This is a genomic window from Sulfuricella denitrificans skB26, assembly GCF_000297055.2.
In the GTDB taxonomy this organism is placed as follows: domain Bacteria; phylum Pseudomonadota; class Gammaproteobacteria; order Burkholderiales; family Sulfuricellaceae; genus Sulfuricella; species Sulfuricella denitrificans.
The window spans coordinates 2708582-2724823 of the sequence record NC_022357.1; the positions used below are offsets into that span (position 1 = coordinate 2708582).

Annotated in this window: 15 protein-coding genes; 1 reads left to right on the forward strand and 14 read right to left on the reverse strand. The window is 56.7% G+C overall.

The window, feature by feature from the left end; all coding sequences use genetic code 11:
* Nucleotides 1–170: 170 nt before the first annotated feature.
* Genes bioD through SCD_RS13190 form a run of 6 tightly spaced genes read right to left on the reverse strand, consistent with a single transcriptional unit; the run spans nucleotide 171 to nucleotide 5116 of the window.
* Nucleotides 171–881, reverse strand: coding sequence for a dethiobiotin synthase (bioD, locus tag SCD_RS13165; RefSeq protein ID WP_009207579.1), 711 nt, complete (start codon nucleotides 879–881; stop codon nucleotides 171–173).
* On the reverse strand, nucleotides 868–1740 hold the full coding sequence (bioC, locus tag SCD_RS13170; RefSeq protein WP_009207578.1) for a malonyl-ACP O-methyltransferase BioC: 873 nt from the start codon (nucleotides 1738–1740) through the stop codon (nucleotides 868–870). The genes bioD and bioC overlap by 14 nt, the downstream gene beginning before the upstream one ends.
* A complete protein-coding gene (gene bioH, locus SCD_RS13175; protein ID WP_009207577.1) occupies nucleotides 1733–2506 on the reverse strand; it encodes a pimeloyl-ACP methyl ester esterase BioH in 774 nt (257 codons plus the stop codon). The genes bioC and bioH overlap by 8 nt, the downstream gene beginning before the upstream one ends.
* Nucleotides 2503–3696, reverse strand: coding sequence for an 8-amino-7-oxononanoate synthase (gene bioF / locus SCD_RS13180; RefSeq protein WP_009207576.1), 1194 nt, complete (start codon nucleotides 3694–3696; stop codon nucleotides 2503–2505). Before bioF ends, bioH begins: the two co-directional genes overlap by 4 nt.
* Nucleotides 3697–3729: 33 nt before the next feature.
* Nucleotides 3730–4722, reverse strand: coding sequence for a biotin synthase BioB (gene bioB, locus SCD_RS13185; RefSeq protein ID WP_009207575.1), 993 nt, complete (start codon nucleotides 4720–4722; stop codon nucleotides 3730–3732).
* A complete protein-coding gene (locus SCD_RS13190; RefSeq protein WP_009207574.1) occupies nucleotides 4715–5116 on the reverse strand; it encodes a hypothetical protein in 402 nt (133 codons plus the stop codon). The genes bioB and SCD_RS13190 overlap by 8 nt, the downstream gene beginning before the upstream one ends.
* 167 nt (nucleotides 5117–5283) lie before the next feature.
* On the opposite strand from SCD_RS13190, the gene SCD_RS13195 reads away from it, so the two are divergent.
* Complete coding sequence (locus SCD_RS13195; RefSeq protein WP_009207573.1) at nucleotides 5284–5895, forward strand: ComF family protein; 612 nt, start codon at nucleotides 5284–5286, stop codon at nucleotides 5893–5895.
* A 7-nt stretch (nucleotides 5896–5902) separates the two neighbouring features.
* Here the strand turns inward: SCD_RS13195 and SCD_RS15870 are convergent, their stop codons facing one another.
* From SCD_RS15870 to SCD_RS15880, 8 genes are all read right to left on the reverse strand, one after another.
* Nucleotides 5903–6994 (reverse strand): tetratricopeptide repeat protein, encoded by a 1092-nt coding sequence (locus tag SCD_RS15870; RefSeq protein ID WP_009207572.1) that lies wholly within the window; start codon nucleotides 6992–6994, stop codon nucleotides 5903–5905.
* Nucleotides 6991–7836, reverse strand: coding sequence for an ExeA family protein (locus SCD_RS13205; RefSeq protein ID WP_009207571.1), 846 nt, complete (start codon nucleotides 7834–7836; stop codon nucleotides 6991–6993). The genes SCD_RS15870 and SCD_RS13205 overlap by 4 nt, the downstream gene beginning before the upstream one ends.
* Entirely contained in the window at nucleotides 7837–9675 is a 1839-nt protein-coding gene (mshL, locus tag SCD_RS13210) for a pilus (MSHA type) biogenesis protein MshL (RefSeq protein ID WP_009207570.1), read from the reverse strand.
* Complete coding sequence (locus tag SCD_RS15875; RefSeq protein ID WP_023507024.1) at nucleotides 9675–10073, reverse strand: hypothetical protein; 399 nt, start codon at nucleotides 10071–10073, stop codon at nucleotides 9675–9677. The genes mshL and SCD_RS15875 overlap by 1 nt, the downstream gene beginning before the upstream one ends.
* Nucleotides 10070–10750, reverse strand: coding sequence for a type II secretion system protein M (locus SCD_RS13220; protein WP_009207568.1), 681 nt, complete (start codon nucleotides 10748–10750; stop codon nucleotides 10070–10072). Before SCD_RS13220 ends, SCD_RS15875 begins: the two co-directional genes overlap by 4 nt.
* Nucleotides 10747–11373 carry a hypothetical protein gene (locus SCD_RS13225; RefSeq protein ID WP_009207567.1) on the reverse strand — a complete coding sequence of 209 codons (627 nt, stop codon included), beginning with the start codon at nucleotides 11371–11373 and terminating at the stop codon, nucleotides 10747–10749. The genes SCD_RS13220 and SCD_RS13225 overlap by 4 nt, the downstream gene beginning before the upstream one ends.
* Complete coding sequence (gene pilM, locus SCD_RS13230) at nucleotides 11370–12308, reverse strand: type IV pilus biogenesis protein PilM (protein ID WP_009207566.1); 939 nt, start codon at nucleotides 12306–12308, stop codon at nucleotides 11370–11372. The genes SCD_RS13225 and pilM overlap by 4 nt, the downstream gene beginning before the upstream one ends.
* Nucleotides 12309–12384: 76 nt before the next feature.
* A complete protein-coding gene (locus SCD_RS15880) occupies nucleotides 12385–16161 on the reverse strand; it encodes a DUF6701 domain-containing protein (RefSeq protein WP_009207565.1) in 3777 nt (1258 codons plus the stop codon).
* Nucleotides 16162–16242 lie beyond the last annotated feature (81 nt).

The following is a 16242-nucleotide window of genomic DNA, read 5'->3' on the forward strand; positions in this document are numbered from 1 at the left end:
GGCACAACCGACTGACAAGCAGGGAATTTACATAACCACTTGATTTATGTGGTATTTATATAAGCACATAGTTATATTAACACGTACTAAATACTAATCAATACACGTTAATAATGTGTTTATATTTATTGTGTTGCGAATTATTTTTTGATAAAAACAGGACTTTATTTTTAAATACTGGAATTAAGGATATATAAATCCATTAATCCTGATACTGCGGACAGATTGGCATCAGCCTGGAAGGGAATGACGCCAAGCAGCGGTGCTGCAAGGCGGGTTTCGAGTGCATGCAGGTTTTCATCAAACGCACTCATTTCTGGATCGATCTGGTTAGCCACCCATGCGACCAGACGCAGACCTCTATGACGAATGGCCTGAGCGGTGAGCAGGGCATGATTGATGCAACCAAGGCGCATTCCGACCACAAGAATCACGGGCAATCCGAGCATTTCTGCCATGTCGGCAGTATCCTGGCTGGCATTGAGCGGCACTGCAAATCCGCCAACACCCTCGACCACCGTCACGTCGGCCATCTCACGCAACTGTCGAAAAGATCGGTCTATCTGTTCAAGGCTAATCTCAACACCGGCATGCTCCGCCGCGATATGAGGGGCAACAGCTAAAATCAGGGCATAGGGATTAACCAACTTCTGCGATGCGGCTACATTACCGGCCGCACGCAGGTTTTCAACATCTTCGCAGCATAAACCTGCGGGTGTTTCTATACAGCCAGCGGCGACCGGCTTCATCCCGATGGACCTCTTGCCCTGCTTGGCAAAGGCCTGCAGCAAAGCACAGGCGACCAGCGTCTTGCCTACGCCGGTGTCGGTACCGGTAATGAAATATGCTTTTTTTTCGCAGTGCGGATTATTTGTTAGCAAACCGGATCACCTGTGAATCGCCCGGCGGCTGCTTTTTCTCACCCTTCCAGGCATGACCGTAAACCACTTCATAAGTGGCTGGCAGCTTGCCGTCCCGGCGCAGCGCCTCGTAACTCTGCTGAAGTCGCTGCCATGCGCCCTTGCCCAGCAAGCCGCGGCCACGCCCCTGATTAGCATTGTGCGCACCCAGTGCCTTGAGGTCACGCATCAACCCGGCCAAATCGTCGTAAGTCAGCGTCACCGTCTCCATATCCATCACCGGCGCGGCAAAGCCAGCCCGCATCAGGGCATCACCGATATCGTGCATGTCGAGGAAGCGATTGACGTGAGCATAGCCATCCAGCGTGCCGAAGATCTGGCGCAACTCCTTCAGGGTATCCGGGCCGAAAGTGCTGAACATCAGCAGGCCGCCGCTTTCCAGCACGCTGTTCATGCCAGCGAAGGTCGCTTCAAGATCATTGCACCACTGCAAGGCGAGATTGGACCAGATCATGCCGACGCTGCCGGCTCGCAAAGGCAGGCTCTCGATATCTGCGCACACCCTCTCTTCGACAGCGACAAAGGGTAGCAAGCGCTTCCACGCGGGTTGGTGGCTGCGTGACGCCTGCAGCATGCCTGATGCAAGATCCAGTTCGATCACGCGGGACTTGGCATAGCGTTCCCGCAATTGGCGCGAGCCGTAACCGGTGCCGGAACCGGCGTCCAGGATGATATGGGGTTCGAATCTGAAGTATTCCAGGCGCTCGAACATGCGGTCGCAGATCTCCCGCTGCAGCACGGCGACCTGATCGTAGGTGGCAGCGGCGCGATCGAATGAGTGGCGTACCCGGCGCTTGTCGAGCGTGAATTGGTCAGTCATTTGCAGGCCCTAAAAATCCAGTCACAATTTCGATAAATTCCGCAGGATGAGACAAAAATGGTGCATGGGCAGCACCCGATAACACCTCCAGATGCGCTCCCGGCATTTGTTCGGCAAGCCAGTGTGCAGATCCCACCGGCGTAAGCATGTCGCGCCCGCCGTGCAACAGCAAAGTCGGCGCTTTAATCGTCGCGACTTGGTTGCGCAGATCGCTCTCCAGCAGAATATTTAGTCCTGCGCGCAAGGTTTGCACATCTGGGTGGCCGCGAGCAAACAAAATGTCGCGTAACCGTTTCAGCACCGATTTCGCCTCATCCCCACCGCGCGCCTGAAGAGCCAAAAACCGTTTCAGTGTACCTTCGTAATCACTTTCCAGTGCCGTCGCAAACTCCAGCAGCACTTCATGCGGCATCGCGCACGGCCAGCCTTCACGCACCGTAAAACACGGTGTGGCGGCCGTCAAAACCAGGCGCTCGATCTGATCCGGAAACAGCAGCGCCATTTCCAGCGCCACCTGCCCGCCCAGCGACCAGCCGCAAACATGAAACTTTTCCGGCAGTGCGGCCGCCACTGCGTGCGCAAGACGCTCCAGAGTGTAAGGTTCGAATGCCGGACTTGCTCCATAGCCGGGCAAATCTACGATATGCAGCCGGAATCGCCGCGCCAGGACATCGCGCACGCCATCCCACACCCCGCCATGCATTCCCCAACCATGAAGAAGGGCGAGGTCTGAACCCTTGCCCACAATTTCGACGCACACGCTCATGCGGCACTTTCCAGTTCGTTCAGTGCCGCCGCCAAATGAGCTACGTCCTCAATCGTGTGTGCCGCCGACAATGAAATACGCAGGCGCGCTTCACCCTTGGGCACAGTGGGCGGGCGTATCGCCGGCACCCAGATGCCACGCTCGCGTAGCACCTCGCTCACCGCCAGCGCTTCCTGATTGGAACCGATGATCACCGGCTGAATCGGTGTTGTTGAGTCCATCAGGCGCCAGCGCTGCAATTTCAGGCTCTGCCTCAGGCTGGCGATCAACTCCCGCAGGCGCTCGCGCCGCCACGTTTCCTCATCGATCAACTTCAGGCTCGCGGCAAGTGCCGCAGACAGCAGTGGCGGTGTGGCGGTGGTGTAAATATAGGAACGAGCGCGCTGTACCAGGTAATCCGTCAGTTCCACTGGCCCCGCGACGAAAGCGCCGAATACGCCGGCGGCCTTACCCAGTGTGGCCATGTAAATCAGGTGAGGGGTGAGGGGTGAGGAGTGAGGGGGAAGGCATCTGGACAGCAAGCCGAAATGTTCCAGCACGCCCCTCCCCTTGTCTCCCAATACGCCGAAGCCATGAGCATCATCCAGCACCAGCAGCGCATCGTGGCGCTCACACAGGGCGAGCAATTCCGGCACTGGGGCAATGTCACCGTCCATGCTGAATACGGCATCCGTCACCACCAGTTTACGCTTCGACCTGGATGCTGCGAGCCGCTTCTCCAGCACGACGAGGTCGAGATGCGGATAGCGCGTGAATCTGGCGCGGGACAGCAACGCCGCATCGTTGAGCGAAGCATGGTTAAGCTTGTCGGCGAAAATTTCGTCGTCGCGACCGGCCAGCGCAGTGACGATTCCAAGATTGGCCATGTAGCCGGTGGAAAAAAACAGCGCCGAAGGCAGGCCGGTGAAAGCGGCAAGAGCTACTTCCAGCTCATGATGGAGCACGCTGTGTCCGTTCACCAGATGGGACGCCCCTACCCCCACGCCGTAGCGCGCTGCGGCCGACTGCGCCGCCGCTATCAGGGCCGGGTGATTGGCAAGACCGAGATAGTCGTTACTGCAAAACGAGAGATATTCCCGGCCATCCACCACAATCCGGGCGCCCTGAGGACTTTCCAGAACGCGACGATGGCGGCGCAGGCCTGCCGCTTCCAGGTCTTTCAGTTCATCGGCGAGAGAGGGAAATAGCATGCGCGTCAAAATCTAGTTACACAGCGCTTCCGACTAAGCCCCCATCACCCGGATACCCAGCTTGTCGAACAAGGCCATATCCTGATCCGCAGAAGGGTTGGAGGTGGTCAACAGCTTCTCGCCATAGAAAATGGAGTTGGCACCGGCCATGAAACACAGCGCCTGCAGCGGATCATCCATCTGCTCTCGCCCGGCAGAGAGTCGCACCAGGCTTTGTGGCATGAGGATGCGCGCCACTGCAACGGTACGTACGAACTCGATGGGATCCAGCGCCTCGGCACCATTCAATGGCGTACCTTTGACCTGCACCAGCAGGTTGATCGGCACGGATTCGGGTGGCGGATTGAGATTGGCCAACTGGACCAGAAGCGCAGCGCGGTGGGTACGCGACTCGCCCATGCCGACGATACCGCCGGAGCATACCTTGATGCCGACGCCACGGACCTGCTCCAGAGTATCGAGCCTGTCCTGATAGGTGTGGGTGGTGACCACCTCACCGTAATACTCCGGCGCAGTGTCCAGGTTGTGGTTGTAGTAATCCAGGCCAGCTTCGCGCAGTTGCTCGGCCTGACCTTCTTTCAACATACCCAGGGTCACGCAGGTCTCAAGCCCGAGGCCGCGTACGGCCTTGATCATCTCGATCACCGGCGCCAGGTCTTTCTGTTTCGGCCCTCGCCACGCAGCACCCATGCAAAAACGGGTGGCGCCCTTGTCTTTGGCGGCCTTGGCCTTGTTCACCACGGTTTCCAGCGCCAGCAAATTTTCCTGCTCCAGACCGGTATGATGGCGCTTCGACTGGGAACAATAGCCGCAATCCTCGGAGCACCCGCCGGTCTTAATGGAAAGCAGCGTGCTGACCTGCACTTCATTCGGGTCAAAATGGGTTCGATGGACGGTTTGCGCCTGGAACATCAGGTCGCTGAAGGGCAACGAAAACAGCACTTCTACCTCCGCAACGGACCACTTCCGACATTCCCCGGTAACTTTTCCAGCCACACTCTGACCGGGATTGAATAAATCATTCATGAACCTGCACCTCCACCATCATATCCTGCCAATTTTCGCGGCTGATCCTGATCAAATCCCGGATACCCAACGGTACCACCACCAATAAACTCACTGCCCACACCGTGAACAGCAAATTCATTCCACCACCCAGCAACTCTTTCATTTCGCCACTGAAGTTAAGTACAACGATCAGCGTACCGACCACGCCATAAAACCGGTATCCAGCCCAGCGCTGGTATTCCCTGACCCGCATATCGGGATGGTGAGCAACAGAAGCGTAGGCGAAGATCGAAACAGCGATCCAGATCATGAGAAGGGGGGGCACCAGCACGGAAATTATGCTGCCGATGATAAAAATTTGTGCCGATCGGCGACATTGCGCCGCGCTTACCAATTTTTCAACTGTTTTCATGATTCGTCTTTGTTTGATTTTTCACAGTAAAATGAGCGCAATCATCGAGGATCGGCCAAAAGTTGTCAAATCTTTCAGCCTACATTTTAAACGGTTGCACAAAAATTGTGCACACCATTTTACCGCATCATTGTGCACTTTGCGGTGCAGGCACTTTAAATCGCCTTTTGTGCACGGCTTGCGACGCCGACCTTTCACATTACCTGGCGCCTGCCTGCCCGGTATGCGCCCTTCCCACCCCGAGCGGCCAAGTCTGTGGCGCCTGCCTGCAGCACCCGCCTGCTTTTGACCGCACCCTGGCGGCATTCAGTTATCACTTTCCGATTGATCGCCTGCTCCACGCCTTTAAATATTCGGGCAATCTTGCGCTAACCGAAATACTGGCGAAACCACTGGCTCAGCTCGCCGCGCACCACCCTAAGCCGGACTTGTTGATGCCGATGCCGCTCCATCCGGGGCGACTCAAGGAGCGTGGCTTCAACCAGTCGCTGGAAATCGCCAAGCCGATTTCACGCTGGCTGGGTATTCCGCTCACTGCGGATCTCTGCCAGCGCATGCGCGACACACCGACCCAGGCTGGACTGAAATGGAAAGAGCGCCGCCGCAACGTGCGCGGAGCCTTTACCTGCGACCTTGATCTAACCGGGAAAACCATTGCCGTGCTGGACGATGTGATGACTACCGGAGCGACCCTGAACGAGATCAGCCGAATTTTGAAAAGCCAAGGCGCATCCGAAGTCTGCGCCTGGGTGGTGGCGCGTACTCCGCACCAGAGTTAACGGGCTGCTACTGAAGCTGTTTCAGACGTTGCTCGACAAAGTTTTGCAGCTCAGGGCTCAGCCCTCCTGATGTTTTGGCACGGCGAAACGCCTCTTGGGCTTCCGCCGGGTGGTTTTCAGCCTGCAAAGAAATCGCCAGGCCCACCAGTGAAGATGCAGAAGCGGGAGCCAACCGCAACGCAGTCAAATAGTGCTCGATCGCCGATTTGTGCTGCCCCTGGCGTTGCAGCAAAGCCGCCAGAAAAGCCTGGTAGCCGGCATGATCTTTCGCCCCCGGCAGATTTTGCTGCAGGGTTTCGAGAGCGCCACGTCCATCGCCGCGCTCAACCTGAATACGTGCCATGGCCATGGCAAATTCCGGCTGACTTCCCCCTCGCCCCAAACCATCGCGCAACAGTTGTTCCGCTTGCGCATATTGCTTTTTTTCCACCAGAATACCCGCCAGAGCCTGGCGTGATACAGCATGATCGGGGGCGACCCTGAGGGATTCCCCCAGGCTTTCTTGCGCCTCTGTCACGCGCCCCTGCTGAAGCAGGGCAACCGCTTTCTGATATAGATATTCGGCTTGCTGCTGCGGAGAAATTTGCTTGACTGGAGCGACGCCAATAGCCTCTGCCTTTTTTCCTGCGCCGTCGCTTTTACTCGGCGCCGACCGAACTTCCTCCACACCCTTTATTTTTTCTACGGAAGTACTGGCAGGCGACGCGACTTCAGGCAATTTTTTGGGCGCCTTGGCTCGGGTGGCTGGGGGCAACTCTATCTTTTTAGCTACAGCTGACTTCGGTGCGGCCGGAATATCCACCCGACTCGTCATGTCCGGGTTCGGTACGGGAGTAGGCTGCGCAACCGGAGCAACGGTCGGCTGAACTGCAACCGGCGCTACCGGCGGATTGACCGGCACAACCGGCCGCTGCCGCTGCAACAACCACACCAGCACGACAATAATTCCCAGCAAAACCACCAGCGTTGCCACCCACCAGCCACTGCGCCGCTCGCTGCCGCGCGACGCAACCGCCCTCACGCCCATGGGCAATCCACTTTCGCCACCCTGGCTCCGACGCTGCTCCAGATCCTGCAACATTTGATTAATCAGGCTCATCTTCGCCACCGCCACAAATTGAATTTTTGTCGGCTGGCTGCAGGTGTATCCATCGCCGCTGCCTTGACGTGCCGCGCAGTGATTTCATACCGACCTTCTCCATAAGCCATGAGCAGGGCTTTATGCGCCAGAATATTCACCAGTCGTGGCACACCGGTGCTGGCCTGATACAGCGCGCGCTCCGCCGCTTTATGGAACAGGCGCATCCCCTTGTACCCCGCCACACGCAATCGATGCTCGATATAGTGCACCATTTCCTCCCGGCTCAACGGGCTGAGATGATAGTGAAAGGTGATGCGCTGCTTGAGTTGACGAACCGATTCCTGTGCCAGCTTCTGATCCAGCTCGGGCTGTCCGAACAGAACAATCTGCAGCAGCTTGCGCTTCTCGGTTTCGAGGTTGGTGAGCAGGCGCAGCGCCTCCAGGCTTTCCAGCGGCATCGCCTGAGCCTCGTCGAGGCACAACAGCACGCGCTTTTCGTCGCGCGCCAATTCGAGCAATCGGGTATTGAGGGATTTAAGCAGATGATACTGGTCGACATCCCGCTCCTGCGGAACCCCCAGTTCCTCGGCCAGAGCCAGCATCAGAGTGCGCGGTTCGAGGTAGGGATTGGGGAGGTAAGCGGTAACGAAATCATCCTGCAATGAGGACAGAAAGGTACGGCACAGGAGGGTCTTGCCCGTCCCCACCTCGCCCGTGATCTTGATGAAACCCTCACCGCTGCGAGCAGCGACCAGCAATGTGTTCAACGCTTCCTGATAACGCGAGCAGGCAAAGAAAAAACTGGTGTCCGGTGTAATCCCGAAAGGAAGTTCAGTCAGCCCGAAATGCTCACGATACATTTACTGCCGCTCTGCATTCAGGACTTTCTGTTCACGCTTCAAATCCTGGATGCGCTGCTGGCTTTGCAGAATATCCTGCTGCCAGTTGGCATCGCTCTGAATTACCGTCGGTTTAAGCAAAATCACCAGTTCCCGCTTTACTGTCGAGCGGTTGGTATTGCGGAACAAGTTTCCCAGCACCGGAACATCACCTGCACCAGGCAATTGAGAGCGGTCATCATTTGTCGCCTGCTTCATCAAGCCGCCAATTGCAATAATCTGCCCATCCTGGGCGCGCACAATACTGTCGGTTTCAGAAATATTGCTGGAGGCCAGAGGCAGGTTAATCGAACCTGCCGACCCCAGGTCAACCACTTTGTTAACCGTGGTCACCTTGCTGACCGAAGGGTGAATATGCAGCGTAATATTGTTGTTTTCATCGATCTGTGGCGTCACATCCAGCGCGATACCGGAGAAGAAAGGCTGCAATGTCACAGAAGGCGTAGTCGTGGTCGATGTGCCGGTAGTCGTGGTGGTGCTGACATTGGTAACGAAAAACTCATCGGTACCCACTTTCAATACGGCTTTCTGATTGTTCAGAGTGGCGATACGCGGACTGGAAAGTACCTGCACATTGCCCTGGGTTTCGAGGAACTGGATCAGAGCAGCAAAATTGCTGGTCTGAAATGCCAGGCCAAACAGGCCGCCAACATTGGCGGGATTAGTGACCATGCTCACACCAGGAAGCGCATCCAATACCGGATTGGTATAGGTGCGAGCAGCAAAATCCATGGCGGTTGCGCCCGTCGCCAAGGGGCCACTGGTTTGCAGTACTGTCCCAGGTGAGACATTTCCAGTCGAGAGACGACTATTCGAGCCGGTTCTGAATGCCCCCCAGTTCACCCCCGCCTGGTAACCGTCACTCAATTCCACTTCAAGAATCTTGGCTTCCAGAATCACTTGGCGTTCAACGGACAACTGGGAAGCATTCAAAAATGTCGAAACGTCACGCAACTCGGCCGGCATCGCGCGCACCAGCACCACCCCGGATTGAGGATTAATAACTACACTACGGCCCCCATCACACCCCTCGACACCGCGGCCAGATACTGTTTCCACAGTTCGCCCTGCCTGAGCGCCACTGCCAGCAGTAGAAACGCCTCCTCCTGAACGGGTTGGCATCTTGCAGCCAATCACGGTACGTACCGAATCTTCCAGATCTCCCCAGAAATCATTGCGCGTCGAGGTATAAATGGTGCTGCTATCCTGCGAAGAGGAAACTCCGCCACTTGTGGAGGAGGTCGTACCCGTGGCGGAGGTGCCCGGAGTGGATGGTACGCTGCTGATCGAACCGGAGTGTACCCGAGTATCAGACCCCCCGACTCTCCGTCCAACCAGGTAATTCACCTTGTAGATACGGGTCTGCATCGCCAGCGGCTGAATGTAAATGCGCGAGCCGTCCACTTTATATTCGTAACCGTAGATTTCGCGGACAGCGTCAAGCGCCTCGAATACCGTCACATCTTTCAAATTAACTGAAACCGAACCGCTCACATCGGGGTGGATCAGCATGCTGTAACGCGTGCCATTCACAATTCCCATGAACACCTGGCTGGCTGGCGCATTATTGACCACCAAATCAAATTTCTGCTCCAGTGGCTTGCCGCCCACACGCGGCATCTCGACCTTGAGCGGCGGCAACAAGGCCGTACCCAATGTATCACTCTGAACCGCTTGGGCTCTATCCTGGCTCGCTCTGGTCAACTCCGCATTGATTTGATCCAAAGTTGCACCATGCTTTTCCTGAGAGGCGCAGCCCGACAAGGCCAATATCAACAGTCCGAAATATGCTTTCCGCATTATAATGCCTTTTGCTCATAGTTGAGTTTTGACTTGTTCTTGTCACGTTTCAGCACTTCTCGCCGTGGCGGTCTGGCGAAATTTTTTTCCACCCCCGGAAAGAGTTTGAGCACCTGTCTGCCTTCAGGCCCGATAAGGGTCACCTCGCTCTCGCTGATTTTAATCAGTTTGGCGTCACCGAAACGCTCGCCCTCTACCACTAGCTGACCACTGATCAAGGCAGTCCGATGGCCCGGACGGATCATGACAGATTGCAGCACCGGCCCGGTCGCTGCCGTACCAGCGAATTCTACAACACCTGCCTCGACTGGGGGTCGAGTCGGGTCGGGCAACATCTCTGCCGCCAAGGCCTGGGCAGCCCCGACTCCCAGAGCAAGCGTGAAAAGAATTGTTTTCACACGCTTAACCATGTCTTGTCCATACTCAACGTATACAGCGTAATCGTCAGAACTACGAGGGGATATTCTTCTACCCGCATTTCAGCCTTGCCCCAGATCATCCGCCATGGCAGCTTTTCCATTGTATCGAGGTATTGCGTCAGCTCGGCATAACTGCCAGATACGGTGATCTCTACACCGTGCTTGTAAATCGCCGGGCTCGCTGGGGTTTTCTCCTCATTTTTGAGCGCAGCAGCATCAGCTGGCGTCTCCAGCACACCGCTGACTGGCAAAGTCTTGAGTGACACGAGCTTCAAATTGCGGTTTTGAGTCAGTACATCCTCCAGCAGTCGCGCCATTTTCTCCGGCGGCACCAGACTTTGCTGCACACTTTGCAACGCAGCACGACTCTGCTCCAGCTTCTGGTTCAGTTCCGCCAGCATGGCCCGGGTAGCCGCATCGGGATCAACCCTGCCACCGCTCAACATATTCTCGATCTGAGCCCGCAATTGTTGTATTTCCGTCTGCTGCTGAGTTGCTTCCAGAGTCAGGCGTTTCTTTTTGGCCAGCAGCGGATCCAGAAACAGTGCACTGAGCAGGGCCCACACCACCACCATCACCATAACAAAAATCAGGGCGCGTTCGCGCGAATTGCGGGCGTTGAGGAGCGCAGCATAACGTTCCCAATATTGCTTCACTTCACCCCCTCCGCAGTGCCGGAATGCAGCCTGAATTCAAGATAATTTGGCACTTTTAGCGGCTTGTCTTTAGATTCAGGCTCCGCCTTCGGCCGCTGTATTTCCATGGCAGCAAAATCACGCCCCTGCGTCGCCGCTTCCTGGTTCAAGCGCAGAATATAAGCTGGCACCAGTTCCGGGCGTAGCGTCCGCCCACCCAGGAGCATTTCCTTGCCTGACCCCTTGATGCCGAATTCAGTCAGCCACAACCCATTCACAGTCTGGCGCGCAAAAGCACGCATATAGCCGGAATACCCCTGAGTATTACCCAGGCTGCCATTTTGCAGCACTTCCAGCACCGCCTCTTCACCTTTGAGTTGCCGCCCCATATCTGCCACCCGCTTTTCCAGTACCGCATCTTTCTCGCGCGGCAAATACTCGGCTAGCCTGGCCTTTTCCTGCGCCAGACTGGTGGCGCCGGTTTTAATTTGCTTATCCAGAAGCATCACCTGACGGTACTGGTAACCATACACAACCACCATGATCAGCACCAGCGCAGCTAGTGCAGGAACAACCATCGACGCAACAAACCACTCGCGCCGCTTGCGGAAGGCGGGATTAAAGAGGTTGATCTGTTGGCTCATCGCGCCATACCCTCCGTGCGCAGTGCAGCACCCAAGGCCAGGAAGCACTGCATCCGCTGCGCCGACCCCACACCGGAAACCGCAGAGAAATCGAATATCTCGTCCAGATTCAGGGTGGACACCGGCAAGTACAAATTGGTCGCCAGATACGCTTCCAGATTAACTGCCGAAGGCAAGGGGGCGAGCACCAGCTTGCTGATGGCAATAAAACTGAACTGGCGCTCAAAATGATCCATCGAACGCTGCAATTCCAGCGTAATGCGCTCAAAATGGCGCTGCTGCTCGCTACCCGGCTGGTTTAGCAGTGACAGCGGAACATCAATATGGCGCGACAGATACAGCTCACCATCGAAAGTAAAAGTCAGCAGGCCACCATTCTCACCGAAAGACAACAGAGCCAAACCGCGCCCACTGTCCTCCAGCAGGTGCGCAATATTGCGCTGCGCCAACTCGGGAATATCGATCACGCTCACGGGTACCTTAACCGCATCGAAATCCACCATGCGCTTGCGGATCACCTCATTGCGTGCCGCCACGGCATATAGCGAACGAGTACGAGCCTGTGCGTTCTTGTCAGCGGGAATATTGAGCACATCCACCGTCGCATCGTCCACTGAGAAATCCAGCATATCCTTGATGCGCCAGCGCACCGCCGTTTTCAGTTCAGTGGCAGGAACATTAGGCGCTTCCACCACCAGCAACTGGTATTCACCGGAATTCAGCAGAAAGCTGCAATGGTAACGATTGAGATGGCGCTCTTTAGCCAATTTTTCCAAAACAGGGACATCTACCACGCTCGACGGAGAAAGTGCACAAAGCGTCACCAACGGCTTGCTGTCCGTCACTTGACGCACGTGAACCAGGCTCACTCCTTCAGGGGTGAACTGCATGGCCATCCAACCGGGTTCATGGGGTTTTTTGTCGAAAAAAAGCATTCAAAGTCGCTGATTAAATAATTAGCCTGAAGTTAAATGAATAACCCATTGTTGTCAATTGACTATACATTCCGCCCTAGTAGTTCTCCCGAAGATAGATCGGGCCTTTTTTGGAGCTGCTGCCAAATATACCGAAAGTGGCGCGAGACGTCGGATCCCGGTCGTAGGCCGTACCAGACCACTTGCCGCGCAAATACCCCATATTCGCTCCTGCCGTTGGCGGCTGGGAGGACACCCAGCTGGTGTTAGTGGTCACTGTCGACCCGAGGTCAAACACGATGTCCACACTACCGGAAAGCGGTGAGCCGCTGGGTTTGACGAGTGTAAGCGATCCCGAACCACTGGCGACCAGGAATGGGCCAGCGGGAATATGTGTCAAATCGACGCTCGACGAGAATCCCGACGGCTGATGATTACCTAGCCCGATGTTAGCCTTTGCGATACGGGTCAGACTGTCAGCCGTATTTTTAATAAAAGTGTTGCCATTCCAGTATTGGGCCTCGAAAGGAATGCTCAGGTCGCGTTGCTCAGGCCCGTAGGCGTTGCCCATCCACAAACGACCAAAACGCACATCCGTGGCAAATAGCAGCTTGCGCTCGTTCGTGCCATCGGGATTACTGGCCAGGGTGTTGCCGGCGGTAGCGTCAAGATTGACCTTGTGGGTATCGGCTGAAGCTGGTCCTGGCAAAGTTACGCCCTCGCTGTCCCGCGGCATGGCACCAAACTTCAGCAGCTGATAGGGGCCGTCCGGCGTCGAGTTGCGATTCAGCTTCACATGCGCCGTGAAGGTACCAACACCGGCAGCCCACGAACTCGTCGGGGCACCGACCCCGGCATAAGCACCAGCGCCAACGATAGACAACCGCCCGGAAAGTCCTGTCGTGCCGTTCACCGCACCCAGCCCCATGCACTGAGTGCTGGCTGCACAACCGGTGTTGAACCAGTCTCCTCCGGTTCCCAACACCGCGGCGTCGAGTTTCGCGAAATTCCCGATATAATTTTGCGTTACGCTATCTCCCGCGGAGTACGCCGTGACCAGAAGCGTCAACTTCATCGGCTCGTCCATGTAGGTAAAAGGCACTGCCTGCCCCTCGCTGGACTGGAGGTCACTACGGGTCACCACCGAACCGGTGAGTCCAAAATGATCGGGGATAAAACGCCCGACATTGCCACTAGTGGCTGCAGTCGACAGCACCTGCCCTAGAAAAGTCGAATTTACTGCCGTCAGCGTGATCACGCCCACTTCATCCCAGGCTAAATTACTGACTGAGGCAACGCCGTTAATAAAACTGCTGCGGTAAAGCGGTGTTGTCGCCCCTGTGCCTGTCAGAGTACCCGAAGAACCAGCCGCGGGCGCCATCAGCGTTCTCGTCAGAGTCACTGTTTCCGTGCCCTTTGCCGTCCCCAGGCCGAAATTCGGCGTGGCTGTTCCGCCAAATCCCCGCGCGGTAATGGTGGCATTAAATGGGTTGCCCGCCTTGATAAAAATACCGCCACCACCTGTCAGACCAGGGTCTGCTGGCCCAATAAGGCAAGGTGTTGCAGAAGTGCAAGGAATAATTGAAAAATCATAGGGCTTGACGACAAATGGCGCGCTGATACCCTTCATCTGCAGTGGATTGCCCACTGAAGTGCCGGCACCACCCCCGCCCGGTGCCACGTTGTAACGCGCATTGAGGGTGATTTCTCCGACGTCAGTGAAATTGAAGGTAAACGGCGCGGCCGCACAAGGCGTTGCGCCGGAACAAACCCCAGCCGGTGCCGTGGCAAACTTCAAGGGCACCTGAATATAGCCACTTACCGACCCACTATTACCTTGCACATAATAATTGCTGGCGTTATTGGTTACAGTCAGCGTTGGCAAAGCATTAGAGACACACGTTGCCGGTGCGCTGGTGCAACTGCAGGTTACCGGGTCAGTGCAAGCATAGGCAAGGTCGATAGTGGTGGTCGTGCCGTTGGCGAAAGGGCCGTTTTTGGTCAGATCTGCACAAACCCCGGCACACGGGGCTCCAGCGGTTGCACAACTCGACTGGACAGGTTGCAGATAGTACGTTCCCGAGGTCACCCCGGCGGTCTGCGCACCAATGGCTGCATTGCTGGCATCGACAAAACGGAATCCGGCCGTGGTCCAGCTCATATCCGGGTCGTAAGGCGTATCGGCGCTGGCCGTCCCGCTACGCTCCGTCGCCGTTCCATCGGACACATTAAAATTCACCGTTTGTCCCCACGTATTCTGGTAATTCAGGATCACGCCAGAAGCCCCCGCCGAGGGGAAAGTGTAAGTCGCCGTACCGCTGTCGGCCGCACCTGCCGTGAACGTGCCCAATGTCCCAGACGGCGCTGTCCAGTTACCCTTCGCCGCAGCGCCACCGTTGCCAGGGCCGAGGGTGGCTGATAACGAGATGGTCGTTGTGTTGGTGGCCGTCATCGCCGCATGTACCGCGCTATGCGGCGTGATCGTTACGGCTTCAGGCTGGCAGGTTACCCCATTGCCATTCGGGCTGATCGCATAGTGACTGATAGCGGAACAGGGGGACACCGGGCCAATTGGCGCACCCGGAATCTGGGCTGCGGTCAGAGTGGCAGTGCAACTACCCGAGCCACCCGGCATGGCACCATATGCTCCAAACAGCGCGCCATTGTTATAGGTGACGCCATTAACCCCTCCCCCGTTATTGCATGCTGCCGGCGTTGCCGAGGTGATGGCGTAACCGCCGCCGCCACCGCCACCCGGCCCGTGAGGCGTCGAGGTGCTGCCGGGCGGCACGAGATTGGAGCCACCAATACCGCCTTTTACGTTGATGGTCACGCCCCCAATTCCAGAAGCTGCATTGATCAGTACCATTCCACCTGCACCACCTCCACCGCTACCATCATTACCGACAGTACTGTCGCCATTACTGCCGCTAGCATTAAATATCGCGGAACCGGTCATACTACCGGCTCGGATCATGATGATGCCACCCCCGGCGGCACCACTGGAGGACAATGCGCCGAGACTACCGGTCGAGTTGTTGGTGGTGCCGGATCCACCACCTCCACCCAAGGTCAGACGAGCCGCCCCGATACTGGACACGGAGCCACCGCCAAACCCACCCGTACTCCCCGCTGGGTTGGCGGCAGAAGCAAGCGCCGCATAGCCGCAACCATAATAGGGTGCAGTAGTAGTAAAGGCGGCACACCAACCAATTCCGCCGATACCCCCTGAGCCACCGTTTGCGCCGCCGCCGCCGCCGGAGTTCTCATCGTTAGCCGACGGGTGCCTGTCCGTGCCGCCGCCTCCGGCGTTGCCCGGTGCACCGCGTGCAAAGCTGCCATTAGGGTAGCCATCAACCCCGGTATTGGTCAAAGTACCAGGAGCAGTAAACACATAGTATGGCGTGCCGGCGATACCTTCACCCTTCGTTCCATTGGCAAGATTCGTCACCAGCGTGCGGTAATCCGTATAGGCTCCCGAACCCGTGGTAGAGCCGCGCGCAGCACCACCGCGGAAGCCCATGCCGTCCACGCTCACAGTTGCCGAGTTCAGCGTGAGCACCCCGGTTACATCAAACGCCAGCACGCCGCCCGTACTGCCATTCCATGCCTGGGCCGTGATCGAGCCGAGCGTGTAGTTTGTATAAACGGGTACGCGAATCACCTGAAAACGGCTTTGCCCACCGCTTGTGTAGGCATTGCTTGTGCCACAGGTCAGCGTCAACGTGCTGCCCGACAATCCGGAGGCAACCGCATACTCATACAACCCTGACTTGCCCACGCTCGTCGCGCCTTTACCCACAAGATCGCCGGTCGTGCCATCGCCATAACCGTCATCATTGTTAGCATTAATGGTGGCATCCTGCATCTGCATAATGAGCACCAGGTCCCCAGCAGAAATCGGAGTGGCAGCCCCTGATGAGGCACCCAGCGAGATCGTTGTCGCTCCCGCTGC